The sequence below is a fragment of the Swingsia samuiensis genome, from assembly GCF_006542355.1.
Lineage (GTDB): Bacteria > Pseudomonadota > Alphaproteobacteria > Acetobacterales > Acetobacteraceae > Gluconobacter > Gluconobacter samuiensis.
Map to the genome: position 1 here is coordinate 1,633,555 of NZ_CP038141.1, position 25,703 is coordinate 1,659,257.

The following is a 25,703-nucleotide window of genomic DNA, read 5'->3' on the forward strand; positions in this document are numbered from 1 at the left end:
TATTTAAGGATTATATCGATGCCGGAAAGTGATTTTCGAGATCTTGTTGCTTTTGACGAGCTGGAAGATGGCAAAATTACTACTTTTTCGGTGAAGGATAAGTCGATCATTCTTATACGGGATGGTGAAAATGTTTATGCACTTGATGGAAAATGCCCTCATAAACATGCGCCAATGGGACAAGGTGTATTTTGTAAAAATGATCGAGAGCACGGTGTTGTAGTATGTCCGTGGCATAAAGCTGTTTTTCGTGTGCAAGATGGAGGGTTGGAAGAGCCGGTCGCTTTGGAAGGGCTTGCATCATATTCTGTGGATGTAAGAGATGGACGGGTGTTTGTTAGTGATCATGCTCAAGAGAAACCTTCTCCTCAACCGAAGCAAGAGAACGAATCTGTTCTTATTTTAGGAGGGGGAGCCGCAGGGGTGACCGCGGCAACAACATTAAGAGAAGAAGGCTTTGCCGGAAAGATAACGCTGGTTTTGGATGAGAAATATCCGCCTTATGACCGGACTGCGTTAAGTAAAACTGTTTTACTCAGTACTTCTGATAAAGCGCATGCTCCCAAGCTTTTACCGCAGGCTTTTTATACACAGCATAATATAGAGATCGAATATGGAACGGTGGTTTCGTTTGATCCAGAAAATAAGTGCGTTGTTTTAGAAGACGCAAAAGAATTAACAGCGGATCATATTATTATTGCAACCGGTTCTAAACCTAAAACACTGGATATTCCGGGAGGGGATTTAAAAGGGGTCTTTAGTTTGCATCGAGAGGTTGATGCAGAAACAATTGTTGCTGGGTTAGCGCCTGCTCAAGCTGTGACGATTATAGGTTCTGGATTTATTGGTTTGGAGGTTGCGTCCTGTTTGCGTCAACGCGGCTTGGGCGTGACGATTATTTCTGACGTTGAAATTCCGATGGAAAAGCAATTTGGTCGTGAAGTAGGCATGCAGTTAAGGCAAATGCAGGAAGAGAATAGTGTTGCCTTTATCAGTGATGCACGGGTGGTTAAGATTTATGGAGAGAAGTCGGCAGAAGGGGTTGAACTCGATGATGGTATGCGTTTGCCGTCCGCTTTTGTGTTGGCAAGCGTTGGGGTGAAGCCATCGACTGAATATGTTCAAGGTTTAGAGCGTGATGCTGATGGTGCCATTATTGTAGATGGAGCAATGCGTGCTGCACCAAATGTATACGCGGTTGGAGATGCTTCTGCGGTTTGGCATGCAGGGGAGGCGCGTCGAGTCGAGCATTGGCGGCATGCACAGGTTCAAGGACGAATAGCGGCCTTTGCTATCATGGGGCGAGAAGGTGTTTCTATGCCAACACCATGGTTCTGGACGCAGCAGTTTGGAAAGAAATTAGAGTATTTAGGCTGGGGTGAAAGCTTTAATGCGGTAAATCTGGAAGGGGATATAAGAGCGTTTAACTTCCTTGCTACGTATATGAATGATGGGAAAGTAGTGGGGATTGCGGCTTCTGGATATCCGCAAGCTATGGCAAAAGCAGCTATAGATTTTCAGTGTTTTGCAGATGATCAGGCATGATCTCTCGTTTGAGTGCTTGACATCAGAGGCTTAGAACGGCTTCCTGCGCGAACTTATACGTCAAAAAGTTGATGAAAGAACAGGTTTATGCATCCATATCGCACTCATACATGTAATGACCTTCGTGAGCAGGACGCAGGAAAGACTGTTCGTCTGTCGGGCTGGATTCATAGTAAGCGTGACCATGGTGGCTTACTCTTTATTGATTTGCGGGATCACTATGGCATTACGCAGATTGTTATTCCTGATGGGACTGAGTTACTTAAAAAAACTGAGCGTCTTCGTGTTGAGAGTGTGATTACCGTCACTGGAGAAGTGGTTGTACGTGAAGAAGGGCAACGGAATGCCCATCATCCAACGGGTGCGGTTGAAGTTAAAGCAGAAGATATTGAAGTGCGCTCAAGCGCTACGGTGTTACCATTTCAGGTATCTGGACAAGAAAACTACCCTGAAGATTTGCGCTTGAAATATCGTTATATTGATCTGCGCCGTGAAAAAATGCACCAAAATATCATGTTGCGTAGCAAGGTTATTACGAGCTTGCGTCGCCGGATGATTGAGCAGGGCTTTACGGAGTTCCAAACCCCAATTCTTACAGCATCTTCTCCAGAAGGTGCGCGTGACTTCTTGGTCCCTGCGCGTCTACATCCCGGTAAGTTCTATGCGTTGCCTCAGGCACCTCAGCAGTTCAAACAGCTTGCGATGGTGGCCGGGTTTGATCGTTATTTCCAGATTGCACCTTGCTTTCGCGATGAGGCCTCTCGTGCTGATCGTAGCCCGGGTGAGTTTTATCAGCTCGATTTTGAAATGTCTTTTGCAACGCAAGAAGATGTTTTTTCAATACTAGAGCCTGTGCTTGCCGGTGTGTTTGATGAGTTCACACCAGAAGGGTGGAAAGTAACGGAAGGTGCTTTCCCACGTATTCCATATGCGGATGCGATGCGTGATTATGGGTCAGATAAGCCTGATTTGCGTAATCCATTGATTATTAAGGATGTAACAGAAGCATACCGTGATTCAGGCTTTGGCTTGTTTGCGAAAATTGTTGCATCTGGTGGGCAGGTTCGCGCAATTCCGGCTCCGGGGGCGGGAGATCGTCCGCGCGGGTTCTTTGATAAGCTGAACTCTTGGGCTCGTGAAAATGGAGCTGGAGGACTAGGTTACATTATTTTTACGGATGATGGGGCAAAAGGCCCGATTGCGAAAAACCTAGAAGAGAGCCGTGTAGAGAGCATCCGGGAAACATGTGGTTTGAAAGCAGGGGATGCTGTTTTCTTTGCCGCAGGTAAGGGCGATGAAGTTGCTAAATTCTCTGGGCTTGTCAGAACCAAAGTAGCAACAGAACTTGATCTGATTGAGAAGAATGCGTTCCGTTTCTGCTGGGTTGTCGATTTCCCAATGTATGAGCTGAACGAAGAAACAGGAAAGATTGATTTTTCCCATAATCCATTCTCAATGCCGCAAGGTGGGTTAGAGGCGCTTAATACTCAAGATCCACTTACAATTAACGCGTATCAATATGATATCGTATGTAACGGTGTTGAGCTGTCTTCTGGGGCTATTCGTAACCATCTGCCAGAAGTTATGCTGCGTGCTTTTGAGATTGCCGGGTATGGCCCCGAAGTGGTGGAAGAACGCTTTGGTGGAATGTTGAATGCGTTCCGTTATGGTGCGCCTCCTCATGGTGGTGCCGCGCCGGGCGTTGATCGTATTGTTATGCTTTTGGCGGATGAGCCTAATATTCGTGAAGTTATTCTGTTCCCGCTCAACCAAAGTGGTGAAGACTTGATGATGGAAGCGCCAGCAACTGTTGAGGCGTCACGTTTGAAAGAACTTCATTTGGCATTGGATTTACCAAAGCCAAAGCCCACAGTGACGAAGTAAAAATAAAAAAAGATTAAAGTTAAGAACCTGACCTTGATTGGTCAGGTTTTTTTATGGTTATTTCTAAAAGAAATACTTGGTATTAAAAGGTAATCAAACATCTTTTTTCTGCCATCTTGCAGCCGAAGCGGTGCCTTTTATCAAAGTTAGATAATAATTATTCGCTTTGTTTTGAATTGGGGCTATGTGCTAAAATATTTTCTAGGTTTAGGGGTTGTGATATCGTTCTTTGCGGGAGTAATGGCGCTCCCCTCTGCTAATCATCCAGCCGAAACGCACGCCCAATTCGTGCCTTATCATGGCCCTTATGGGACTAGGCCGCCGGCACCAACGCATGCACCCGATGGAACATTGTTAAGTCAGGCACCTAAACAAGGAAAATATGCGGCGATTGGGCACTGGCGGTGGGTTGGCAGTGGTTATAAATGGATTGATCGGCCACATCACTTTGAGAAAAATCATAAGGCATTTTCATTCTCTTAAGGTGATGTTATTTAATTATTCAAGCGTAACGACAACAGGAACATGGTCAGACGCTTTTTCTTTGCTGCGTTCATCTTTGTCGATGGTAAAGCTGATGAGTTTTTCCGCAATACGTGGGGGAAGAAGAGCGTGGTCTATGCGTAGACCTGCATCCCGTTGGAATGAAGCGGCCGTATAGTCCCAAAAAGTATAATGTTGGCCTGTTGGGTGAAGGGCTCTTAGAGCATCCGTCAGCCCAAGCCATTTTAGGCGATTGAACGCGGCTCTACTTTCAGGGCGAATAAGAGCATCTGTAGGTGGTAAAGATTTTGGAGCGAAATCTTCATTGGTGGGGCAAACATTATAATCACCAATAAAGACAAAGGGAGTATTTTCTGTAAGGAAATCTTTGGCTCTTTGTGTCAGTGCATCAAAAAAATTTAATTTTTTTTGAAAGCCTTCCTCTCCACCTGAATTACCATTCGGTAAGTAAAGATTGCCAATAATAGTATCTTTCATCTTCGTTTCTATGAAACGCGCGGAAGGATCATTAAAATCTGGCAAATGAGACGTAGTAATATCGAGAGGGTGCCGGCTAATGAATGCGACGCCATTATAAGCTTTTTGCCCGGCAATGGCGACATGAAACCCAGATTTTTGGAACACATCTGGAAATTGGTGCGATTCACATTTGATTTCTTGTAAGCACAGTAAGTCACATTCAGGATGGCGCTCTAGCCAGTCCTGAACTAAGTGTGCACGGGCGCGGATGGAATTAATGTTCCAACTGGCAAAAGTAAGAGACATATCAGAAATCAAGCGAGAGAAAAGCTGGTGCCACAACCGCAGGATGAGGCGGCGTTGGGGTTTTTGACAGAGAAATGTGCTCCCATGAGCTTATCTTCAAAATCGAGTTCTGCATTTTGTAGAAGATCTAGACTGACATCATCTACAAAAACTTTAGCACCATCGCGTTCGATAATAATATCATCGGCATTCTGAGACCGATCCAGCTTGAATTGATATTGGAAGCCGTTGCACCCTCCGGCGAGAACAGCAACACGCAAGGCTAATCCTTCTGGTTGCGGCTGAGCCGAAATAATTTCTTTAATACGCGCAGCGGCACTCGCAGAAACGCTAAAAGATGAAGCTGAAGTCATATACCGATCTCAATGGAGTGATGTGGCAGAGAAAGCTTTCCCTAATATGGACAGATATGCTCTTATTATAAAGAGGAAAGATGTATTTTGTAGGAGTTGTTAATGGTTGCTGCCTATGCCGTTCAGGAAAAAGGTGCTCGTGGACGGTTTTATCCTGAGGAGGAAAGTTCAACACGTTCTCCGTGGCAGCGGGACCGAGATCGCGTCCTTCATTCAACTGGCTTTCGAACCCTACAGTATAAAACGCAGGTTTTTATCAATCATGAAGGTGATTTTTTCCGTACGCGATTGACGCACTCTCTAGAAGTTGCCCAGATTGCACGCTCTATTGCGCGTAGCCTTGGGCTGAATGAAGATTTAACAGAAGCTTTGGCGCTGGCGCACGATCTGGGGCATACCCCTTTTGGGCATGCCGGGGAGGATGCATTAGCCAAAGCCATGAAAGATTGGGATGGATTTGACCATAACACTCAATCTTTACGTTTGGTAACAGCGCTTGAGACACGCTATCATTCATTTGATGGCTTGAATTTGACGTGGGAAACCCTGGAGGGGCTGGCAAAGCATAATGGCCCTATAAAACGTCCCACACCCTATATGATTGAATGTAATGAACGGTATCACCTTGATTTGACAAGTTATGCTTCTGCGGAAGCGCAGGTTGCTGCGATGTCTGATGATATTGCGTATCATGGGCATGATCTGGATGATGGATTAAGAGCTGGATTGCTCACATTTGATGATATTGAAGATCTGCCAATCGTTGGGGATGCTTTGAAAATATCGCGGGATCTGGAGCGCAAAACCGGGCATACAGCCGGTGATCAGGCGCAACGAGCCCGGCACGAAACTGTGCGATTGGTGATCAATGCTTTAGCGACCGATCTTACAGAGCAGACACGCCGTAATTTGGAAAAGCTGAACCCACAAAGTGCAGATGATATACGTCAGGCGGCCTACCCAGTTGTGGCTTTTAGCCCTGAAATGGGAACAAAAAATAAAGCAATTCGTAAATTTCTTTACGCAAGGATGTATCGGCACTGGCGCGTAAACCGTATGTCCCGTAAAGCAAAGCTTGTTTTGACAGAGATTTTTAACATTCTTTCAGATGATATTGGGCTTTTGCCAGATTTATGGCGTGAAAAAGCTCAAATTGCGGATAAAAAGAAGCGTTATCGTCTGGTTGCAGATTATATTGCAGGAATGAGCGATCGTTTTGCAATGGAAGAGCATCGACGCTTGACGGATCTCTCTGTTCTCGGTTGATAGTTTTATTTTGAAGATGCCCACAGGAAACGACCTGATATGCCCGCTGTAACACCTTCTCCAACAACAGATTGTCTTTTTGCTCGTACACGTATTCAGGTGTGTGATGCGTTGCGTTCCGTTGTGCCCGGCATCCCGGAAGAGATTGTTCAGCGTGTTGAAGTGACCCCTCCACGGGATGCAGCGCATGGTGATATGGCCACAAACGCTGCGTTGTTGGCGGCAAAGCCTGCCCGCCGTAAGCCTGCCGATATTGCTGCAGAGTTGGTTCAGAAACTCAGTGAACTTCCCGGAATTGAAAAAGCAGAAGCTGCGGGCCCCGGGTTTGTTAACCTCACCTTGAAGCCAGATGTTCTACAAAGTGTGGCTAAGCTTGTATTGATGACGGGAGAGGTATTTGGCCGTTCCCAGATTGGTCAAGGAACGCGCGTTAATGTGGAATATGTTTCTGCTAATCCAACAGGGCCAATGCATGTGGGGCATTGTCGCGGAGCTGTTGTTGGAGATGCGTTAGCAAATTTGCTTGATGCGGCCGGTTATGGCGTAACGCGTGAATATTATATTAACGATGCTGGAGCGCAGGTAAATGCGCTGACATGGGCAACCTATTGGCGCTATCTGCAAGAAATTGGCACTCATATTAATGCTGAAGTTTTCGGGAAAGAAACCCCGACAGGTTTGCAGTATCAAGGGGAATATTTAATTCCTGTGGCTCAAGCGATTGTTCAAAAACATGGTCGTTCTTTAGCTGACAAAGATGGCGGAATAGCTGACCCTTCTGTGTGGTTTGAACTCGTTCGGCGGGAGGCGCTGGATCAGATGATGGAAATGATCCGTCATGATCTGGAAGCTTTGGGTATTTCCCATGAGGTTTTTTCGAGTGAGGCTGAGACGCTAGCGAGTGGGCGTGTGGATGCCGCAATTAATCAGTTGCAAAGCAAAGGGCTACTGTATGAGGGGGTATTAGAGCCTCCTAAAGGAAAAATGCCAGAAGATTGGGAGCCTCGCCCGCAAACATTGTTCCGATCAACAGAATTTGGGGATGATACAGACCGCGCGCTTCGAAAATCAGATGGATCGAATACTTATTTTGCGAATGATATTGGATATCACGCGCAGAAGGCATCAACGTCCGATGTATTGATTGATGTGCTCGGGGCTGATCATGGTGGCTATGTTTCTCGGATGCGGGCAGCTATCTCTGCACTGACAGACAAAAAAACTGCCTTTGAGGTGGTGATGTGCCAGATTGTACGGGTCGTTAAAAATGGTGAACCTGTCCGGATGTCCAAGCGGGCGGGTACCTTTGTAACTCTACGTGATCTGTTGGATGAAGTTGGAAAAGACGCGGTGCGCTTTACAATGTTGACCCGTAAAGCAGATGCTCAGATGGAGTTTGATCTGGATGCCGTTGTCGCACAGACGCGGGATAACCCCGTTTTCTATGTGCAATACGCCCATGCGCGCTGCCGCTCTGTTTTGCGGGCGGCGGAAGAGATGTTTGGGAAAGATGCAGTTCAAACAGAAACATTAGCGCAGGTTGATCTGACTGGTTTGTCATCGGATGTGGAGCTTGCGGTGTTGCGGCGTATAGCTTCTTTCCCACGCACGGTAGAAGGCGCGGCTATTGCACGTGAACCGCACCGGATTGTGACCTATTGTATTGAGCTTGCATCTGATTTCCATGCGTTATGGAACCGTGGGCGTGAAGACACTACTTTACGCTTTTTGCAAGAAAATGATCGAGTGACTAGCTTGTCAAAATTGGCCCTTGTTGCAGCTATTGCCATGACATTGCGTTGTGCTCTGGCAATAGTCGGTGTTGAGCCGGTGGAGGAAATGCGATGATATCAGACGATAATAAACGACGGAGTAGTCGTGATCCTGGTGATTATGCAGAACATGGCGCGTCTGCTCCTCCACCATCATCTCGGCTTTTGCGTGAGCGCATGAGCGGCGATTATGACCCGGAGCCCCCACCACGTCGTCGCGTGGCAGCGAATGAGAGAAAAGCTGGCTTTTCCTCAGTTTTGGGGAATGATCCTGCAACGCGGAAACTTGTTGGCGGGGCAATAGGAATTGGTGCGGTTTTGGTCGCAGCGGTTGGTGGGTGGTCGCTGATGGGAGGTCACCATGGTGGTATTCCTATCATTGGCCCGCCTCCTGGGCCTGTGAGAGATATACCAGCTGATCCAGGTGGTATGCAGATTATGAGTGATGATGGTGGTGTCACAGACATGACTGGGAATGGTGTTGCTCATTTAGCTCCTGCGCCTGAACAACCTGATACGAAAGGGTTGGCGCGTCAGTATGGTGTGTCTCCTCAAAGTGCAGCTACAGTTACACAGTCGGCTGGTGATAGTGCGCAAAAACAAACTGTAGCGTCTTCTCAGCAAGAGGCGATGGGGGCAAGTGGAGCGCAACAAGAAAATGTGAAAACGTCTAAGGAGAATGTTTCTCCAGAAGGGGCGGTGGGAAATGGAAGCGTTGCGGCTCAGAACCCGGCTCAGTCTGATGGTGTAAAGACGGCTTCTGAGCATGATCAAAGTTTAGCAAAGACGGATACGGTAGACGTGCAGAAGAAAACGCCGAATGTGTCTCAAACGGATGATAATGGTGGAGATGCAATATCGGATGATAATGCGGATCAAAAACAGTCCGTCAGTTCACCTAAAGCTGTAGTATCTGCACCCGTAGCACCGCAGCGACCTGCGCCAAGAGTGGCTCCGCAGAAAGCAGCTCCAGTTATAGAAAAATCCAAAGATATATCTGCACCCAAAAATGCAGGAAAGCATGAGGTGCAGCTGGCGGCGCTCGATAGCGAAGCTGGCGCTAAAAAAGAATGGGAAACGTTGCGCCACCAAAGCCCCGCTTTGTTTGCAGGCCATACCCCCTTGTTTGAAAAGACCACGAGAGGTGACAAGACGTTTATTCGTTTGAGAATTGGCGGGTTTGAAGATCTTAAAGCGGCGAGAGGGTATTGTATCAAGCTCCATGCTCAATCGATTTCGTGTACGCCTGCTCAGTTTTAAGAGATTACATTGAGCGAGGTTTTGCATTTAACGCTAGAAGGGTTTGAGGGGCCGTTGGATTTGCTCCTTGACCTTGCTCGTAAGCAAAAGGTTGATCTGGCGCAGATTTCTATTTTGCAGTTGGTTGAGCAATATTTGACGGTCGTTGAAAAAGCACGAGCGGAGGCTCGGTCTTTACGACTTGAACTCGCAGCAGATTGGTTGGTTATGGCCGCGTGGCTGGCTTGGTTAAAATCACGGCTGTTACTCCCTGCTGAAAATAACGCACAAGAAGAGGCAGAAGACGCTGTTGAGCAACTGCAAGAGCGTTTGTTTGAACTTGAGCGGATGCGTCTAGCGGCACAATGGTTACAAGAGCGTCCACGTTTGGGTGTTGATGTTTTTCGACGTGGGCAAGGGGAAGAGTATATTGAGATTGATCGCTCTGGGTTGAGGGTGGATCTGTCCGCGTTAATTACTGCGTATCTTGCAGCGAAGCGCCGGAGCGGAAAGAAGCGTGTTTATACGCCTAAGGTTAGGCAATACTGGAGCGTACAAGACGCGCTAGAGCGTTTGAAGCGTCTTTTGGGGGTAGAGAAAGTATCCGGGTGGCAAACTTTAGGATCTCTTTTACCAGATCATTTATTATTAGATGAAAATCCATTGGATCGGTCTGCTGCTTTTGCGGGAACGCTCTTAGCCAGCTTGGAGATGGCTAAAAGTGGCGTTTTGGAGTTTCAACAGGAAGAAGCTTTTGCTGAAATTAGGTGGCGCGCAGTTTCATGATAGAAGTAGAAGTTCAACGCGCGTGTTTGCTGGCTGAAGCTTTGATTTTTGCAAGTTCAGAGCCTGTTAAAAGTGAAGTTTTGATTGATTTATTACAAAGTCAGAACTTAAAGAGCGATATTCATTTGATTATAGATGTATTACGCGAAAAATACACGCACCACGCTATTGAGCTTATTGAGGTAGCAGGCGGGTGGCAGTTTCGAACAAAAGCAGAATATGCACAAATTTTAACAAAGGTTGTTGAAAAACCCAGAAGGTTAAGCCGCGGTGCAATGGAAACTCTGGCGATCATCGCGTATCATCAACCGTGCACACGTACAGAAATAGAAACCATTCGGGGTGTTTCCCTCGGGCAGGCAATTTTGGACGCATTGTTAGAAGATCAATTGATAACCCCTAAAGGACGTAAAGAAATTCCTGGTCGGCCTGTTTTATGGGGTACAACGCCTGCTTTTTTAGAAAGCTTTGGGCTAGAGGGGCTTAATTCTCTACCTAAAAGAGAGGATTTTCTTTTGGAGAGAGCTGCAACGGAAATGCAGCAAGATGCGCCAGCCGATCAGGAAAAAGGCTAGAATTGTCAGATGTTTGACTTTAGTTTTTCAGAGATTGCCTTATTCGTTATCGTGGCTATGGTCTTTATTCGTCCTAAAGATCTACCCGTTGCTATTCGTACCATTTCCAATGGATTAAAAGCCATGCGGCGTATGGCTGGAGAATTTCAAAGCCATATTGATGAAATGGTTCGAGATGCTGATCTGACAGAAACACGCGATCAGCTGCGAGACTTAAAGAATTTCAATTTTCGTGATCATGTGACGAAGACGATTGATAAAGACAACTCAATTCGTAAGAGTTTGGATTTTCAACCTTCTGGCCTTGATGCTTTGCCTAAAGTGCCTTCGCCACCACCGCCACCGATTGAGGCGTCGTCTAATCCATCAAAACCCTATAATGCATTGCAACGAGAGCAGGAAAATCAGCAGGATGATCTTGAGGGTGTTCCTGTTATTCTTCCTCCGACAACGGCGCGGCGTTTAAAGCATGAGCAAGAACGCTGGAAGGGGCCCACAATCGTACCGCCTATTCGTGTTATTCATCATGGCAAGCGTGTTGCTATTTCAAGCATGGAGAAAGGCTCATGAAAGAGTCGGATGCAATTGACGATACCCCCATGCCGTTGCTTGAGCATATCGTTGAACTGCGTAAAAGGCTGATCTGGTCTATTGCGACATTTATCGTCGCATTTATGATTTGTTATCATTATGCGGGGGATATTTATCGATTTTTGGCTGCACCCCTCGAACACATCATGAGGCAGAATGGAGAGCAGCCTCATTTAATATATACGGCCTTATACGAAGCCTTTTTTACTTATATTCGTGTCGCTATCTTTGGGGCAACGTGTTTATCATTTCCGATGATAGCGATTCAGGCGTGGATTTTTATTGCTCCTGGTTTGTACCGGAGTGAAAAACGTGCATTTGCTCCTTTCCTAATAGCAACACCTCTGATGTTTTTGATGGGGGCTGCCTTAGCTTATTATGTTGTGTTTCCTTTTGCATGGAAGTTTTTCCTCTCCTTTCAAACGGCTGGTAATGGAGGGATGGATATTGAGCTTCAAGCTAAGGTTTCAGAGTATTTAAGCCTTGTAACAAAAATGATTTTAGCATTCGGTATCTGCTTTGAGTTGCCTGTTGTTTTAACTTTGCTTGTGCGTGTTGGATTAGTCGGGACTGCACAACTCAAGAAACTAAGACGTTATGCTATTGTTGCTTCATTCGCTGTGGCGGCTGTGCTGGCTCCTCCTGATGCAATTACAATGTTGAGTCTCGCTATTCCGCTTGTCGCGTTATATGAAATATCTATTTTTGTGGCCCGATTAGTAGAACCCAAACCTGTCACAGATGATGAAGAGTAATGGAGCCTTATAAATGCACGATTTAAAAGCTTTACGCGCCGATCCAACGGCATTTGATGCGGCTTTAGAGCGTAGAGGCCTTGCCCCTGTCGGCCACAAGCTCGTTACGGATGATGAAGAACGCCGTGCTGCTTTAGCTGCCTTGCAGGATGCTCAAGGTGCACGTAAGGTTTTGGCTAAAGAGATTGGACAAGGGAAAAAATCTGGGGAAGATACCTCCGATCTTGAGGCGCGTGCTGTTGAGCTTCGTGATGAAATTACACGTTTGGAAGTTCATGCATCGACGATTGAAAAAAATATTAATGATATACTGATGTCACTTCCTAATCGGTTAGATCCTTCTGTACCGGACGGGAAAAGTGAAGAAGATAATGTGATTGTGCATTATCGGGGGGAAAAAAGAGATTTTCCTTTCGCACCGAAACAACATTTTGAGCTGGGAGAGGCGCTGGGATTGATGGATTTCCCAACGGCTGCCAAATTATCTGGTACTCGGTTTGTTGTTTTGCGTGGTGCCTTAGCGCGCTTGGAGCGTGCTTTAGGGCAGTTTATGCTTGATACACATACGTCTGAATTTGGATATCATGAGACAAGTGTTCCTCTGCTTGTTAATGACGAGGCAATGTATGGAACGGATAAGCTCCCAAAATTTGCAGAGGATTCATTTAGAACAGAAGATGGGCGTTGGTTAATTCCTACAGCAGAAGTTCCGTTAACGGCCACTGTGATGGGCGAGATTTTGCCTGAAAAAGCATTGCCAATTCGTTTAACAGCTTTATCTCAGTGTTTTCGTTCAGAGGCTGGATCGGCTGGGCGAGATGTCCGTGGTATGTTGCGTCAGCATCAATTTACGAAATGTGAGCTGGTTTCTATTGTTGCTCCAGAAGAGAGCGAAGCTGAGCATGAACGGATGACCCATGCCGCAGAAACTATTTTGGAGCGCCTAGGGATTGCCTTTCGCCGTGTCTTGTTATGCGCTGGAGATACAGGGTTTGGGGCTGCAAAGACCTTTGATTTAGAGGCTTGGCTACCCGGGCAGCAGGCGTGGAGAGAGATTTCCTCATGCTCTAATACGCGAGATTTCCAAGCGCGTCGTATGAAAGCACGTTATCGCTCAGAAAATGGTCCTGCTTTTGTGAATACATTAAATGGTTCTGGCTTAGCTGTTGGGCGGACGCTCATTGCGTTGATGGAAACGTACCAAAATGAGGACGGCAGCATTGATGTGCCAGAGGTTTTACAACCCTATATGGGGCATATTAAGAAAATATCTTAACGCTAGTGATTAAAAGATAAGTAGATTAAGAGCCGTCTTAATATAAACCTAAGACGGCTTTTTATATGTGTGCGTATGCAAATATATTTTATTTTATATTAACATTTTAAAGAAAAATTAAATCGAAGTTCTGCTTTTCTCCCGTTTATGATTAAAATTTGTGTAACAATGTTTAACTATATAAAACAAATCCAGAATAGTTGATGTGAAAAATGGCCTATCCTTAGTATAAAAGGAACATTCATTGTTTTTTTTAGGGTAAATGAGATATTTAAAAAAAATATACATTGTTTTATTTTGGTTTATATATAAACATGAATTGCTATTATGAGAAAGTTTTTGTAGGTTTTACTAGCGTACGCATGCAATTGTGCTGCAAACTATTCTGAGACAATCTCGGGAAACAAAAATGATTTATATAAAGTAAGTCGGGATAGGCAAATGAGTGGATCTAAGGATAATTTGTCATCAAAAAAAAATTCCCCTGGTTTAGAATTAGGCCGGCGTATAAGGCTATTGCGAGAAATGGCAGGTCTTAGTCAGCAACAACTTGCAGAAAAAATAGGTATTTCACGCTCAGCCGTGGCTTTTTGGGAAACAGGGCGTTCCGGCCATGTTGGGAAGCATCTGGGACAGTTTGCCGCAGTTCTTGGTGTGGAGCCAGAGGTTTTGCTGACAGGAATGGCTTATAAAGATATCCAAGCAACTTTGACGCCTGATGAAGACGTCTTTCTTAGCCTTTATAGAAAACTCCCTCCTCTTATCAAAGTACAAGCACAAAAATGGATTGAAAGAAGGGTTCGGCAGATTGAAGAAGATGCAAGTAAACCCGTTTTAAATAATACTTTGATGGCAGAACCACCAAGGGAAGGACTGGAATAAAAAGGGAGATAATCTCCCTTTTTATTTTTTATTTACGCTTGTTTTTTCTAGGTTTGCTGGATGATTTTTTAGAGAAATTATTTTTCTCCTTTGTATGACGACCTCCAGTATTTGCGTGTTTTTGGCTTCCCCTCATACGGCTTTGTGTTCGTAGAACTTGTTCAATCCAATCGTTAAGAATAGTGGTGTTTATTTCAGCCGTTTGTTGTGCCGGATAAGATTCTGGGAAGCGCAGCGCAAGCCAACGCCATGCAACGAGCCTTTTGTGGCGTTTTTCAGCACGTTCAAGTTCTTCCCGACTGGCTTTTTCTGGGTGAGGGAGACGTCCTGTTCCAGGTGGCGGAACAGGCCTGCCCGCAGAGTGATCCGCTGCCCATGTTACCAAACGTTGAATACCATTGTCTCGCTCATCAATCGGGCACATGGCATAGGTCCACCGTGTGGTGAGGTTGAGGTTTTCAACACCTTCCAATGCAGCGGCAATCTCTAACGACTGATCCATATCGGCTAAGCGATAGTTTGGGTCGTCCGGCCGTAAAACAGCACGTTTGATGCGTGTAAGAACCCCATACAGGCTATCACTATCAATTTCTTCTGCAACGGCTCTTACGATGTCTGAATCAGGTTGAACAAGAGGGCGGAGTTCTGTGCTGATTTCAGGCGGGGCAATGAGCATATTGCGAATAAAAGAGGGGCTGCCAGCGCCTGCAAGGACACAGACCAAGCCTTCCTCGTGCTTACCAAAACGTCCGGCTCTTCCTCCAATTTGTTTGACTTCTTGTGAAAGAAGATCCCGTGTTTGGCGTCCATCAAATTTACGTAAAGCACTAAAGACAACACGTTTGATCGACAGGTTAAGCCCCATGCCAATGGCATCCGTGGCGATAAGAATATCTGCTGAGCCATTATTAAAACGTGCCGCTTCAGCACGGCGTACTTCTGGGCTTAGCGCACCATACACCACAGCCACTCTGCGTCCACGTGCCATCAACTCTGCACGTAAATCCAACACTTCACGGCGTGAAAAAGCAATAACGGCATCGCCCGTTTCAAGCTCATTTAAGTGTAGGGCGTGGCCTGCTTTTAGAGGGCTTTTTCGTTCTAGGTGGATTTCGTCAACCGGATCATCGCATAGTTCTGCAATGCGTTTCACGAGCGGGATACAATCAGGCGCGCCCAGAATAAACACATGCCGCGCTGGAACACCCATGATGGCGGCTGTCCATGCTGCCCCGCGATCTGGATCGGCGAGCATTTGGGCTTCATCAATAATAGCAACGTCAACTGGGTTATTAAAAGGGCACATTTCAACCGTAGCTGCCAGATGCCTTGCCCCTGGCATTTCGATGCGCTCTTCACCCGTGGATAAAGAGGCAGGCACGCCTCGGTTGAGAAGGGCCTCTCTAAATTCGTGTGCAAGAAGACGCAAAGGTGCGAGGGCGAAACCACTTTCGGCGTTTGCTAAGGCATCAAGAGCTGTATGGGATTTTCCTGAGTTGGTTGGCCCTGTGACTAATGTAATACGACGCTTGAGTGCGCGAGCCGTACGAAAATGAGCCGCAAAACGATCAAGCGCTGCTACACGGGCGATTGCTGCATTCCCAATCTTGGAGCCACGTTCAAGAACTTCTGGTCGTGCAGGTGTTTTGCCGCGCCATTCAGGGAGAGATGAGCGTAACTTTTTGAGTTCAACAGGGTCAAAGAAGAAAACTTCCAGGCCATCAGCTTTTGTTTCACGCTTGGCAATGGGAATGCGGTTTTCTGCGATCCAGCGAAAGGCTTCCCGGCGGGAACATCTTAAAATATCGGGAACATCATCGAATCCGATAAGTGTCGATTCCCATTCTTTCAGGCGGTCAAGTTCGCGTGCTCTTTTACGTTCTGCTCTGGCTTGAATATCTGCTTGTTCACGAGCACGGCGTTCTTCAGCCAGAAGTAATTCATCTTCAAAGCCTAGGTCGATATTGCCAAAAGCAGAGGCAATGCTTTGGGATAGCTTTTCAAGCTGACCGCTTGAAAGGGTTAAACCAGCATCAGCTAAATCAGCGCGGACTTCTTCAAGGACCTTACGTGGGGAGTCCCCTAATTCTTGCCACCGTTCAATAAGAACTTCTTCAAGTGCACGGCGCAGATCGTGTTCGCTGGCTTGGGGGTCATGAATTTTTTGGGCTGCATCTTGTGTGTCTGCTTTGCTAACCCACACTTCCCCCGCACGGCGGGCTACATTCATGAGTTGGGAGGCCCATGTTTTCCGCCGTACAGTGCATAGGGCGTCTACAAATGCATCCGGCGTGATGGAAGCATCGTTGCTTTCCAACCGTCGAGCTATTTGCCGTAGAAGAGCAGGGCGCTCTCGAGGGGTAACGTCTATAGACGTACCGAAGGCAGATAAGGCCTGCTCTAAAGCACGTTCAGCTGGAGAAAGAGGGATGTCACTCATGGAGTCTTCAGTCATAAAAAGACTTTTGCGCTATTATGCTCAACTGTTCAACGCAGATGGGTTCCTGCAATCAAATCTTTAAGGTAAAAGAATTTAATTCTCATGATTTGGGACTAAACCTTTTGTCCGTCTAAAGCCGGAGATAATACTAAAGATGTCCACACCAATTGTTTCTGCTCCAATGCCGACCATTGATGAGCCCCTGACAGGCCTTACACCTTATGAAGGTCATCCTAAACAATATCGTTTAGCTGAGCCAAGCAAGGAATATGGGCATCTCTATCCTGCCAAGGTTTTGACGGTTCATCATTGGACAGACCGTCTTTTCACTTTTACGACAACACGTGATCCTGGCCTTCGCTTTGAGAATGGTCAGTTTACGATGATCGGAATTGAAGTGGACGGTAAGCCTCTTTTACGCGCTTATTCGATCGCTTCTGCCAATTATGAAGATCATTTGGAGTTTTTATCCATTGCTGTGGAAGATGGACCTCTGACATCTCGTTTACGGCACGTGAAAGTGGGTGATACGGTTTTGATCGGCCGTAAACCAGTGGGAACACTGCTTCTTGATAACTTAAAGCCTGGGCGTAACCTATATTTCCTATCAACAGGAACAGGTCTGGCTCCGTTTATGAGCTTGATTAAAGACCCAGAAGCTTACGAGCGGTATGAGAATGTTATTTTGAGCCATACAGTTCGTATTTCTGGTGAATTGGCTTATGAAAATCATATCCGTCACGAACTACCAAAGCATGAATTCTTAGGCGAATTGATTGAGGGTAAACTGCGTTATTATCCCGCGGTAACTCGAGAAGATTACGCCGTGACGGATCGTATTACAAAGTTGATTGAAAGCGGAAAAATCTTTCAAGATCTTAACATTGATGAACTCGACCCAGAGCATGATCGTGTCATGATCTGTGGATCCCCTGAGATGTTAGCTGATACAGAAAAGTTGCTTGAAAGCCGTGGCTTTGAAGAAGGCAACATGAACAAGCAAGGGTCTTACGTTGTCGAGAAAGCTTTTGCGGAGCGTTAAAATTTAAAAAGTAAAGTATTTTATAAAAAGGCCGAGATATGCAGGAATTTGATTTATTTGTCATTGGTGCGGGCTCTGGCGGTGTACGTTGTGCTCGTATCGCCGCTCAAAATGGTGCACGTGTTGCAATTGCAGAACGGCGCCATTGGGGTGGTACCTGCGTTAATCTCGGCTGCGTTCCCAAAAAGTTAATGGTTTATGCCTCAGAATATGGCCGCGAGGCAGAAGATGCTCCGGCTTATGGTTGGGATATTGCAGCTAAAGGGTATGACTGGCAGCATCTGATTAAAGCTAAAGACCGTGAAATTGAGCGTTTAAACGGTATTTATGTTTCCATGTTGGAGAAAGCGGGTGTTCAGCTTTTTACAGGGAATGCCAGTTTTGTAGATGCGAACACCCTCGAAATAAGTTCGTCTGATTTAGCTCCTAATGCAGAAAAGCAAATTGTTCGCGCTAAGAATATTGTGATTGCAACGGGCTCGTCTCCAACGAGATTATCTATTCCCGGTGCAGAGCATGCGATCGTTTCTGATGATATTTTTCATTTAGCTGAGCAGCCAAAACGCATTTCCATTATTGGAAGTGGTTATATTGGCGTTGAGTTTGCAGGAATTTTTTCTGGGCTTGGTTCCAAAGTGGATTGGGTCTATCGGCAAGATCTTCCGTTGCGTGGCTTTGATGAAGAGTTACGCAAGCATTTTACCGAAGTCGTTTCTCATAGTGAGATTAACGTTCATGCTTCAACCCACCCGCAAAAAATCGAAAAAATTGAAAATGGATATGAGCTGTTTTTAGAAAATGGAAAGGTTATAGAAACGGATTGTGTGTTGATGGCAACGGGGCGCCACCCTAACGTTCAATCACTGCATGTAGAGCGTGCAGGCATAGCGCTTAAAGATGGGTATGTTCCCACATGTTTAGAAGATGCCAAAACGAGCGTTAAGGGTATTTATGCAATTGGTGATGTGACAGATAACCTTTTTAACCTTACACCCACAGCCATTGCAGAAGGGCATCTGTTAGCGGAGCGTCTGTTGGGAGAAGAGGGAAGAGAGTGGTCTTTTGAGACAACGCCCAAAGCGGTTTTCTTCACTCCACCTGTTGCATCTGTCGGAATGTCCGAAGAAGAAGCAATAAAACACCATCATAATCTCGATATTTATACATCAAGCTTTACGCCGTTACGCCAAACTCTTTCAGGCCGTAAAGGGAAGGCCTTTATGAAGCTGGTTGTCGATACGCAAAGTCAAGTTGTACTAGGCGTACATATGATTGGCACGGATGCGGCTGAGATTATTCAAGGATTTGCTGTAGCCGTAACGGCTGGTTTAACCAAGCGTGATTTTGACCGCACGATTGGCTTGCATCCAACAAGCGCTGAAGAGTTTGTCACAATGAGGACATTGACCCGCCAACGCAACGCGTAGATTAAAGCACGATAAATTATGATACTTGAGAGAAGTATTTCATAATTTATCGTGTATATTGGGCATCGGTTACATGCTCCAGCCAAATCAACGGGGAAGCTATTTACTTTTTCTTGAATGGCAATGTGGCTCATGGCTGTAGTGGGGGATGCGCCATGCCAGTGTTTTTCTTCTGGATGGAAGTAAACGACATCTCCAGACCTTACTTCTTCGATCGATCTGCCTTCACGTTGGATCCAGCCTAAGCCTGATGTAATAATTAATGTTTGCCCCAGTGGATGTGTGTGCCACGCTGTACGTGCTCCAGGCTCAAAAGTAACATGCGCTGTTGTTAACTGAGAAGGTTCTGGTGGATTGATCAGGGGATCAATACGGACTGTTCCTGTAAACCAATCAGCAGATCCTTTGACAGAAGCTTGTGAGCCAACTCATTTGATATCCATATATCTTAGCCTTTAAAAACTATGCAGATAGGAATTCAATTAAGTCTTCATTTACTTGGTCAGCATGTGTGAAAAAGAGGCCGTGTGCGGCACCTTTATATTCTTTATAAATGGCACCTGGGATGAGTTCAGCTGCTTTTTTGCTAGAAAATTCAGGTGGAACATTGGCGTCCGCTGAGCCGTGGAGAATGAGAGTAGGAAGAGTAAACGCTTGAAGATCTGGTCGAAGGTCCGTCTTGCCCCATGTATCGACACAATCAATCGTCGCCATTGGGCTTGCCATACAAGCAAGAGAAAAGGACCAGTTCAGCACACCTTTACTAACAGAACGGAGAAGGCTGGAATCGCCATAAAAGCTGGGAATAAAATTTTCCAGAAAATCAAATCGATCTGCCCGAATGCTTTGTTTTATGCCGTCTAAGACACTTTCAGGTACGCCGTCTGGATTGTCAGATGTTTTTAAAAGGAAAGGCACAATTGAGGCCAAGAGAACAGCTTTAGCAATACGTTTTGTGCCATAACGGCTTAAATAACGTGCAACTTCGCCTCCGCCCATAGAGAAGCCAACAAGCGTTGCATCATACAGATCAAGTGAGTTTATAAGAGTGGCAAGATCATCCGTGAGGGTATCATAGCTGTAACAATGGATTGGATGCCCTGATAAACCAAACCCTCGACGGTCATAAGTAATGACACGATATCCCGCGTCAACAAGGGCAATGACTTGCTTTTCCCACATATCGCCAGTGAGAGGCCAACCGTGAATAAGCACAACAGGCCGTCCTTTCCCCACATCTTTGAAGTGTAAATGGACTCCATCAGAGGTGGTGATATATGACATAATAAATCTCGTTAGAAAAAAGAATGGCTAAGGGAGAGGGGTGGAATTACCACCCATTCCCACGAGCTGGGAGCCAACCATTTCCTGATGCATCGCCCAACTGCCCAGATTGGACTGGATTACTGCTTCCGTAAGCAGAGCCAAATTTGGTGAGGTTCGCTCCCGTGACGCTATCACGTTCAACATGGGATAAGTGATCTGGGTCGGGGCCGTGTTGAAAGTCTGTGCTTGGTGTATCTTGATATCCGGGAGGAAGAGATCTGCGGCCATGAACGTGGTAATGTTCTCCACCATGGGTTTCATTACTGCTAGCTGCTTTTGATGATGATTTTTGTTGTTGGGAAGCCGCATCATAAGGCTGCCCAAATACAGCGCTCTGAGCATGCGCTACCCCTCCAAGGAGGGTGGCTGCCAATATGGCTCGGCAGAAAAAACGGGAAGAGGGTAGCATGAATTCAGTCCTCAGAGATTATTCTAAACGTAGTGAAATCATATTATAGCGTAACGAAGATACACTATCTATACTACGAAGACTTATAAATGTTTACAACATGTCTTGGTTCAAGGTTTTGTTACGGAAAAATCAGGAGAAAGATCTGTCGTGGATGATCTTTTTGAGGCAATGCGCCCTTCTGTTGAAATTGGCGAAGGAGCGCTTTGGCTTCCCAATTATGCAGTACCTTATGCAGAACGTTTAATGCAAAGTATCGAGCAGATTGCCGCCCAAGCGCCTTTTCGAAAAATGATGACCCCAGGCGGACGATTAATGTCTGTTATGACAACAAGTTGTGGGCAATGGGGATGGCAGACTGATGAAAAAGGGTATCGATACATTGATCGAGACCCTGTAAAACAACAACCTTGGCCAGAGATGCCGTCTTTTTTCAAAGATCTTGCTGTAAAAGCCGCAGCCGAAGCGGGGTATCTCTCTTTCAGTCCTTCTTCGTGCTTGATTAATCGGTATGCACCTGATGCTCAAATGGGAATTCATCAAGATCGAGATGAGGGGTGGTTTTCTGAACCGATCGTTTCCATATCATTGGGGGTTCCCGCTCGCTTTGCTTTTGGTGGGGTGAAGCGGAGTGATCCATTAAAGCGGTTTGAATTAAGGCATGGAGATGTTGTTGTGTGGGGAGGAGCCTCACGTTTAGCGTGGCATGGTATTAGCCGTTTAAAAAAGGATTTTCATCCTCTTACAGGTGATGCTCGCTACAATTTAACGTTTCGTGTCTATCAACCGCGATAATTTTGCGTCATAACCGTCAGTCTCTTTTGTATTAACCTTTAAGAAACCGGAGGGCATTCAATGCACCCCTCGAGCAAGACCCAGGCGCCTAACAACGCGACGTCATGGTCTCCCGCAAGCTGGCGTTCACGTCCGATCGTCCAAGCTCCGTCTTATGACGATAAAGCTGCGCTTGCTGCTGTTGAGGCACGTCTGCATCGATATCCCCCTCTTGTTTTTGCTGGGGAAGCCCGTCGCCTGAAAGCACGCCTTGCTGCTGCGTCTCGCGGGGAGGCTTTTGTTTTGCAAGGTGGAGCATGTGCCGAGAGTTTTGATGAATTTACGGCAGATATCGTACGCGATACCTTTCGTGTCATCCTACAAATGGCTGTTGTCCTAACCTTCGCGGCAAAAGTTCCTGTTATTAAAATTGGCCGTATGGCTGGGCAATATGCGAAGCCACGTTCATCTCCGACAGAAACGGTTGGAGATGTAACGCTGCCTATTTATCGTGGGGACATTATTAACGGTCCTGATTTCACGGCTGATGCGCGCCGGGCTGATCCTGCGCGTATGGAAACAGGATATTTCCAATCTGCTGGTGCGATGAATCTACTGCGCGCTTTTGCCAGTGGTGGGTATGCGAACCTTCATGAAGTACATCGTTGGAATCTGAGCTTTGTGGAGCGCTCTCCTTTAGCTGAGCGTTACCGTCATCTTGCAGAACGAATTGATGAAACGCTTTCGTTCTTAAGAGCCTGTGGTTTTGACGGCTCGGCCTCTCAGATTGATGAGACGGAGTTCTATACCTCTCATGAAGCCCTTTTATTGCCATACGAGCAGGCTTTTGCACGTGTTGATAGCACGAGCGGTGATTATTATGGCTGCTCTGCGCATTTCTTATGGATTGGTGACCGTACGCGCCAGCCAGATGGTGCACATGTAGAGTTTTTGCGCGGCGTGCAAAACCCCATTGGGATCAAAGTTGGTCCGACAACGACGGTTGATGACCTTGAACGTCTTTTGGAAATTCTTAATCCAAAAGATGAGGCCGGTCGTATTACGCTTATTTCAAGAATGGGTGTTGATAAGGTTCATAACCATCTGCCGCCTTTGTTGGATGCCGTTAATAAAACAGGCCGTACTGTGACATGGATATGTGATCCGATGCACGGCAATACCATAACAACGACACATAAAATAAAGACACGTTCGTTTGATAGCGTTCTGGGAGAAATCCTTGGCTTCTTTGAAGTTTTTGAAGCAGCAGGACGACGCCCTGGAGGTATTCATCTTGAGATGACGGGTCAGGATGTGACAGAATGTGTAGGCGGTGCTCAACGTTTGACAGAGTCTGATTTGAGTAGCCGTTATACGAGTTTTTGTGATCCACGCTTAAATGCAGAACAGTCTCTTGAGATTGCATTTTTGTTAGCTCATGAACTGACAGAGCGTCGATCAGGGAAGTGACATGAAGTCCAATTTCAAAGATGCTCTTGAAGAGTCTAAGGGGGTAACATTCCCTCTGGATGCAGCTATTATTAAAGAGCGTACGGATGTGTATTTCGACCGTACGCAAGAGATCGTAAGTCACTTTGGGGATATAGAAGTAACTTACGCAGTCTTCATCCGTCGGCCAGTTATTGCCGCATGTGGCATGGCTGTTGGGTGGCTGAAGAATGTTGCAAAAGAGCAAGGTTTTGAGATTGCTATTCAGGAAGTGTATGAGGAGGGTCAATGGGTAGGGGCTGGTGAGCCTCTTCTCTATGTGACAGGTCTTTTTACAAGGCTGGCTCCGCTGGAAACCTTGCTGCTTCAGCGTTTGGGGGCAGCCTGTGTGGCTGCTCATAATGCATACCAGATGGCGACCGCATTACCTGCAACTCCTTTTCTGGCAATGGATGCTCGGCACTGTGCAGGTTTTGAGATGCAAGAGCAGATGGCTTACGCTGCAGCTGTTGGCTCTCATGCGGCTCAAAACGAGGGTGCTGTTGGTTTTATTGGGAATGCCAATGATGCCACGTCTGCTTTTTTTGACCAAAACCACGGTTTGGGCACAATGCCGCATGCTTTGATTGGGTATGCTGGTTCGACCGTTCGTGCTGCTGAAATGTATGCAGAAGTTTACCCTAATGATCCTTGGACCGTTCTGGTGGATTATTTTGGGAAAGAAATAACGGATTCTTTGGCAGTATGCCGGCGTTTCCCAGAAAAGGCTGCGTCTGGAGGCTTAAGTGTTCGGCTTGATACGCATGGAGGGCGCTTCTTGGAAGGGCTGGATCCTGCAATATCATACGGCATTGTAGAAAAATATGCTCCCGGGGCCATTCGACGTTACCGCTCCGAGAGTGAATTACGGGATTTGGTTGGAACGGGGGTTTCTGTTGCTGCAATTTGGAGAATGCGTGAAGCGTTGGATGAAGCCGGATTCCCTAAAGTAAAAATTGTAGTTTCATCAGGTTTTAACGTGTCAAAATGTAAAACCATGCATGATGCCCATGCTCCAATTGATGTCGTCGGTAGTGGTTCTTTTATCCCTAATCATTGGTCTGAAACATACGCTACAGCTGATATCGTTGCTTATGGAGATGAGCTCCGGGTAAAAGTTGGCCGTGAATTTTTGCTAAAAAAAGTTAAAGAGGGGCAGAGAGGCGAATGAGCGACGAACAAGAAAAGAAAAACACTTGGAGTGTTCGTATCCTTGATCAGTCTGGCGCCATGGATCAGGATGATGATGTGGTGGAAGAAGTACGGGATTTTATGGATTTGATGCATGCGAATGCTTATGCACGTGCTTACGTTCGTGACAGCATTGAGCGATGCAGAGCGCCGGGAGCCACAAGTAAGGAAGTATTGGAGGCTTGGTTCTCTTTCGGTGAAAATGCAGAAGTGGTTGATGCCGGCGAAGATGGTTGGAAGTCTTCAACGGAACTGGAAGATTTTGCTGCTAACCCCGCTACGCCAATGGAGCGTGACTGGCGGGCGATTGATCCTCGTCGCTTAGTGGATGATGAGGAAATTAGCGGCCCTCCTGATGAAGATGATGAAGAAGATCTTCATGAGGTAATTAAGCATTAGATGACAAAAAGCCGCTGTTTATCCAGCGGCTTTTTTGTTGGCCAATAGAAAGGTTTTGAAGGAGATATTTTATGACGCAGAAAATAGGATTTATTGGATTAGGTGCAATGGGCCACGCAATGGCTGGGCGTTTGATGGATGCAGGCTATATATTGGTGGTCTATAATCGCACCAAAGAAAAAGCAGATGATTTAGTAAAACGTGGAGCCATTTTTGCGGATACGCCGGCGAGCGTTGCGCAACAAACTGATATTGTTTTTTCGATGATGTTTGATGATGCGTCTACGGAAGAAGCGACTTTTGGCAAGGACGGTTTGGCGACAACCCTGAAGGAAGGGGGTATTCACGTTTGTTGCAGTACCTTGTCTTTAGGGCAAGCGCGGAGGTTATTGGAACAACATACGCAACGAGGGCAGAAATACGTTAGTGCGAATGTGTTAGGGCGCCCGCCTGCAGCCCAAGCAGGAGAACTGTTTGTGATGGTTGCAGGAGAGGAAGAAGCGCAGAAACACCTTGAACCATATTTTAAGACATTTGGTTCTCGTATCTTTAATGTAGGTTCTGACCCTGTTCAGGCAAACTTGGTGAAGCTTTCGTTGAATTTCATGATTTATTCAACGATTGAGCAAATGTCTGAAGTTTTTGCACTCAATGAAAAAGCGGGCATTGATCCAAAAACGATATTCGAAATTATGACAAATAGTTTCTATACAGCGCCCGTTCATAAAAATTATGGAAAACTGATGGTTGAGCATCAGTATGATAATGCAGGCGCACCTGTCACTCTTGGGTTGAAAGACACCAAAATGTTTATGGATGCTGGAGCAGATTATGCTGTTCCTCTCCCATATGCGTCTGTTGTGCGAGATCGTTTGTTAAGTGCGATTAGTGCAGGAGATGCTAATCGTGATTTTGTTGTGATGCTGGAGCGGGTCCGCCAAGAAGGTGGTTTGAAAAAAGAAAATACCGAAAAGTGAATAAAAGGAGTGCCGAAGATCATCTAATGTGATGATC

The 25,703-nt window shown here is 46.2% G+C and carries 24 protein-coding genes and 1 pseudogene; 19 read left to right on the top strand and 6 right to left on the bottom strand.

Going from position 1 to position 25,703, the window contains the following annotated elements; translation table 11 throughout:
- The first annotated feature begins 18 nt into the window (after positions 1-18).
- The 3 genes from E3D00_RS07755 (at position 19) to E3D00_RS07765 (ending at position 3,912) form a co-directional block, all read left to right on the top strand.
- The gene (locus E3D00_RS07755; RefSeq protein ID WP_141461438.1) at positions 19-1,545 is read left to right on the top strand and encodes an FAD-dependent oxidoreductase; all 1,527 of its coding nucleotides are present in this window, start codon (positions 19-21) and stop codon (positions 1,543-1,545) included.
- Positions 1,546-1,632: 87 nt separating this feature from the next.
- Entirely contained in the window at positions 1,633-3,429 is a 1,797-nt protein-coding gene (aspS, locus tag E3D00_RS07760) for an aspartate--tRNA ligase (protein WP_141461440.1), read from the top strand.
- Between the two features lie 240 nt (positions 3,430-3,669).
- Complete coding sequence (locus tag E3D00_RS07765) at positions 3,670-3,912, top strand: hypothetical protein (protein WP_141461441.1); 243 nt, start codon at positions 3,670-3,672, stop codon at positions 3,910-3,912.
- 15 nt (positions 3,913-3,927) lie between these two features.
- Here the strand turns inward: E3D00_RS07765 and xth are convergent, their stop codons facing one another.
- Entirely contained in the window at positions 3,928-4,698 is a 771-nt protein-coding gene (xth, locus tag E3D00_RS07770; protein ID WP_141461443.1) for an exodeoxyribonuclease III, read from the bottom strand.
- 8 nt (positions 4,699-4,706) lie between these two features.
- Positions 4,707-5,051: an iron-sulfur cluster insertion protein ErpA gene (gene erpA, locus E3D00_RS07775; protein WP_141461445.1), complete on the bottom strand. Its 345-nt coding sequence runs from the start codon at positions 5,049-5,051 to the stop codon at positions 4,707-4,709.
- A gap of 102 nt (positions 5,052-5,153) precedes the next feature.
- Here erpA and E3D00_RS07780 point away from each other — a divergent pair, with 102 nt between their 5' ends.
- From E3D00_RS07780 to E3D00_RS07820, 9 genes are all read left to right on the top strand, one after another.
- Complete coding sequence (locus E3D00_RS07780) at positions 5,154-6,317, top strand: deoxyguanosinetriphosphate triphosphohydrolase (protein WP_141461447.1); 1,164 nt, start codon at positions 5,154-5,156, stop codon at positions 6,315-6,317.
- 39 nt (positions 6,318-6,356) lie between these two features.
- Positions 6,357-8,165, top strand: coding sequence for an arginine--tRNA ligase (gene argS / locus E3D00_RS07785; protein WP_141461449.1), 1,809 nt, complete (start codon positions 6,357-6,359; stop codon positions 8,163-8,165).
- Positions 8,162-9,349, top strand: coding sequence for an SPOR domain-containing protein (locus E3D00_RS07790; RefSeq protein ID WP_141461451.1), 1,188 nt, complete (start codon positions 8,162-8,164; stop codon positions 9,347-9,349). Before argS ends, E3D00_RS07790 begins: the two co-directional genes overlap by 4 nt.
- Positions 9,350-9,358: 9 nt before the next feature.
- On the top strand, positions 9,359-10,114 hold the full coding sequence (locus E3D00_RS07795) for a segregation and condensation protein A (protein ID WP_141461453.1): 756 nt from the start codon (positions 9,359-9,361) through the stop codon (positions 10,112-10,114).
- Positions 10,111-10,689 carry an SMC-Scp complex subunit ScpB gene (gene scpB / locus E3D00_RS07800; protein WP_246091401.1) on the top strand — a complete coding sequence of 193 codons (579 nt, stop codon included), beginning with the start codon at positions 10,111-10,113 and terminating at the stop codon, positions 10,687-10,689. Before E3D00_RS07795 ends, scpB begins: the two co-directional genes overlap by 4 nt.
- Before the next feature lie 9 nt (positions 10,690-10,698).
- Positions 10,699-11,259: a Sec-independent protein translocase protein TatB gene (gene tatB, locus E3D00_RS07805; protein WP_141461457.1), complete on the top strand. Its 561-nt coding sequence runs from the start codon at positions 10,699-10,701 to the stop codon at positions 11,257-11,259.
- Positions 11,256-12,035 (top strand): twin-arginine translocase subunit TatC, encoded by a 780-nt coding sequence (gene tatC, locus E3D00_RS07810; RefSeq protein ID WP_141461459.1) that lies wholly within the window; start codon positions 11,256-11,258, stop codon positions 12,033-12,035. The genes tatB and tatC overlap by 4 nt, the downstream gene beginning before the upstream one ends.
- Positions 12,036-12,048: 13 nt before the next feature.
- On the top strand, positions 12,049-13,311 hold the full coding sequence (gene serS, locus E3D00_RS07815) for a serine--tRNA ligase (protein ID WP_141461461.1): 1,263 nt from the start codon (positions 12,049-12,051) through the stop codon (positions 13,309-13,311).
- Between the two features lie 441 nt (positions 13,312-13,752).
- Positions 13,753-14,193 (top strand): helix-turn-helix domain-containing protein, encoded by a 441-nt coding sequence (locus E3D00_RS07820; RefSeq protein WP_141461463.1) that lies wholly within the window; start codon positions 13,753-13,755, stop codon positions 14,191-14,193.
- Positions 14,194-14,221: 28 nt separating this feature from the next.
- On the opposite strand, the gene E3D00_RS07825 is transcribed toward E3D00_RS07820, so the two are convergent.
- Positions 14,222-16,648, bottom strand: coding sequence for a helicase-related protein (locus E3D00_RS07825; protein WP_246091402.1), 2,427 nt, complete (start codon positions 16,646-16,648; stop codon positions 14,222-14,224).
- A gap of 139 nt (positions 16,649-16,787) precedes the next feature.
- Between E3D00_RS07825 and E3D00_RS07830 the strand changes: the two genes are divergently transcribed.
- A complete protein-coding gene (locus E3D00_RS07830) occupies positions 16,788-17,675 on the top strand; it encodes a ferredoxin--NADP reductase (protein ID WP_141461465.1) in 888 nt (295 codons plus the stop codon).
- A 38-nt stretch (positions 17,676-17,713) separates the two neighbouring features.
- Positions 17,714-19,102 (top strand): glutathione-disulfide reductase, encoded by a 1,389-nt coding sequence (gene gorA, locus E3D00_RS07835; protein WP_141461467.1) that lies wholly within the window; start codon positions 17,714-17,716, stop codon positions 19,100-19,102.
- Between the two features lie 164 nt (positions 19,103-19,266).
- Here gorA and E3D00_RS10700 read toward each other — a convergent pair.
- From E3D00_RS10700 to E3D00_RS07850, 3 genes and pseudogenes are all read right to left on the bottom strand, one after another.
- Positions 19,267-19,473 (bottom strand): annotated as a pseudogene (locus tag E3D00_RS10700) (cupin domain-containing protein); the annotation flags it as partial.
- Between the two features lie 91 nt (positions 19,474-19,564).
- Positions 19,565-20,386, bottom strand: coding sequence for an alpha/beta fold hydrolase (locus E3D00_RS07845; protein WP_141461469.1), 822 nt, complete (start codon positions 20,384-20,386; stop codon positions 19,565-19,567).
- A 46-nt stretch (positions 20,387-20,432) separates the two neighbouring features.
- Positions 20,433-20,837 (bottom strand): hypothetical protein, encoded by a 405-nt coding sequence (locus E3D00_RS07850; RefSeq protein WP_141461471.1) that lies wholly within the window; start codon positions 20,835-20,837, stop codon positions 20,433-20,435.
- A 150-nt stretch (positions 20,838-20,987) separates the two neighbouring features.
- Between E3D00_RS07850 and alkB the strand changes: the two genes are divergently transcribed.
- From alkB to E3D00_RS07875, 5 genes are all read left to right on the top strand, one after another.
- Positions 20,988-21,632 (top strand): DNA oxidative demethylase AlkB, encoded by a 645-nt coding sequence (alkB, locus tag E3D00_RS07855; RefSeq protein ID WP_141461473.1) that lies wholly within the window; start codon positions 20,988-20,990, stop codon positions 21,630-21,632.
- Between the two features lie 60 nt (positions 21,633-21,692).
- Entirely contained in the window at positions 21,693-23,081 is a 1,389-nt protein-coding gene (locus tag E3D00_RS07860; protein ID WP_141461475.1) for a class II 3-deoxy-7-phosphoheptulonate synthase, read from the top strand.
- Position 23,082: 1 nt separating this feature from the next.
- Positions 23,083-24,270 (top strand): nicotinate phosphoribosyltransferase, encoded by a 1,188-nt coding sequence (locus E3D00_RS07865; protein WP_141461477.1) that lies wholly within the window; start codon positions 23,083-23,085, stop codon positions 24,268-24,270.
- Positions 24,267-24,689, top strand: coding sequence for a hypothetical protein (locus E3D00_RS07870; RefSeq protein WP_141461479.1), 423 nt, complete (start codon positions 24,267-24,269; stop codon positions 24,687-24,689). Before E3D00_RS07865 ends, E3D00_RS07870 begins: the two co-directional genes overlap by 4 nt.
- Before the next feature lie 71 nt (positions 24,690-24,760).
- On the top strand, positions 24,761-25,666 hold the full coding sequence (locus E3D00_RS07875) for an NAD(P)-dependent oxidoreductase (RefSeq protein ID WP_141461481.1): 906 nt from the start codon (positions 24,761-24,763) through the stop codon (positions 25,664-25,666).
- The last annotated feature ends 37 nt before the right edge of the window (positions 25,667-25,703 follow it).

Coding starts and splice junctions, on each gene's coding strand:
- E3D00_RS07755 (WP_141461438.1), top strand. CDS start 19: ATGCCGGAAAGTGATTTTCGAGATCTTGTTGCTTTTGACGAGCTGGAA.
- aspS (WP_141461440.1), top strand. CDS start 1,633: ATGCATCCATATCGCACTCATACATGTAATGACCTTCGTGAGCAGGAC.
- E3D00_RS07765 (WP_141461441.1), top strand. CDS start 3,670: ATGGCGCTCCCCTCTGCTAATCATCCAGCCGAAACGCACGCCCAATTC.
- xth (WP_141461443.1), bottom strand. CDS start 4,698: ATGTCTCTTACTTTTGCCAGTTGGAACATTAATTCCATCCGCGCCCGT.
- erpA (WP_141461445.1), bottom strand. CDS start 5,051: ATGACTTCAGCTTCATCTTTTAGCGTTTCTGCGAGTGCCGCTGCGCGT.
- E3D00_RS07780 (WP_141461447.1), top strand. CDS start 5,154: ATGGTTGCTGCCTATGCCGTTCAGGAAAAAGGTGCTCGTGGACGGTTT.
- argS (WP_141461449.1), top strand. CDS start 6,357: ATGCCCGCTGTAACACCTTCTCCAACAACAGATTGTCTTTTTGCTCGT.
- E3D00_RS07790 (WP_141461451.1), top strand. CDS start 8,162: ATGATATCAGACGATAATAAACGACGGAGTAGTCGTGATCCTGGTGAT.
- scpB (WP_246091401.1), top strand. CDS start 10,111: ATGATAGAAGTAGAAGTTCAACGCGCGTGTTTGCTGGCTGAAGCTTTG.
- tatB (WP_141461457.1), top strand. CDS start 10,699: ATGTTTGACTTTAGTTTTTCAGAGATTGCCTTATTCGTTATCGTGGCT.
- tatC (WP_141461459.1), top strand. CDS start 11,256: ATGAAAGAGTCGGATGCAATTGACGATACCCCCATGCCGTTGCTTGAG.
- serS (WP_141461461.1), top strand. CDS start 12,049: ATGCACGATTTAAAAGCTTTACGCGCCGATCCAACGGCATTTGATGCG.
- E3D00_RS07820 (WP_141461463.1), top strand. CDS start 13,753: ATGAGTGGATCTAAGGATAATTTGTCATCAAAAAAAAATTCCCCTGGT.
- E3D00_RS07825 (WP_246091402.1), bottom strand. CDS start 16,648: ATGACTGAAGACTCCATGAGTGACATCCCTCTTTCTCCAGCTGAACGT.
- E3D00_RS07830 (WP_141461465.1), top strand. CDS start 16,788: ATGTCCACACCAATTGTTTCTGCTCCAATGCCGACCATTGATGAGCCC.
- gorA (WP_141461467.1), top strand. CDS start 17,714: ATGCAGGAATTTGATTTATTTGTCATTGGTGCGGGCTCTGGCGGTGTA.
- E3D00_RS07845 (WP_141461469.1), bottom strand. CDS start 20,386: ATGTCATATATCACCACCTCTGATGGAGTCCATTTACACTTCAAAGAT.
- E3D00_RS07850 (WP_141461471.1), bottom strand. CDS start 20,837: ATGCTACCCTCTTCCCGTTTTTTCTGCCGAGCCATATTGGCAGCCACC.
- E3D00_RS07860 (WP_141461475.1), top strand. CDS start 21,693: ATGCACCCCTCGAGCAAGACCCAGGCGCCTAACAACGCGACGTCATGG.
- E3D00_RS07865 (WP_141461477.1), top strand. CDS start 23,083: ATGAAGTCCAATTTCAAAGATGCTCTTGAAGAGTCTAAGGGGGTAACA.
- E3D00_RS07870 (WP_141461479.1), top strand. CDS start 24,267: ATGAGCGACGAACAAGAAAAGAAAAACACTTGGAGTGTTCGTATCCTT.
- E3D00_RS07875 (WP_141461481.1), top strand. CDS start 24,761: ATGACGCAGAAAATAGGATTTATTGGATTAGGTGCAATGGGCCACGCA.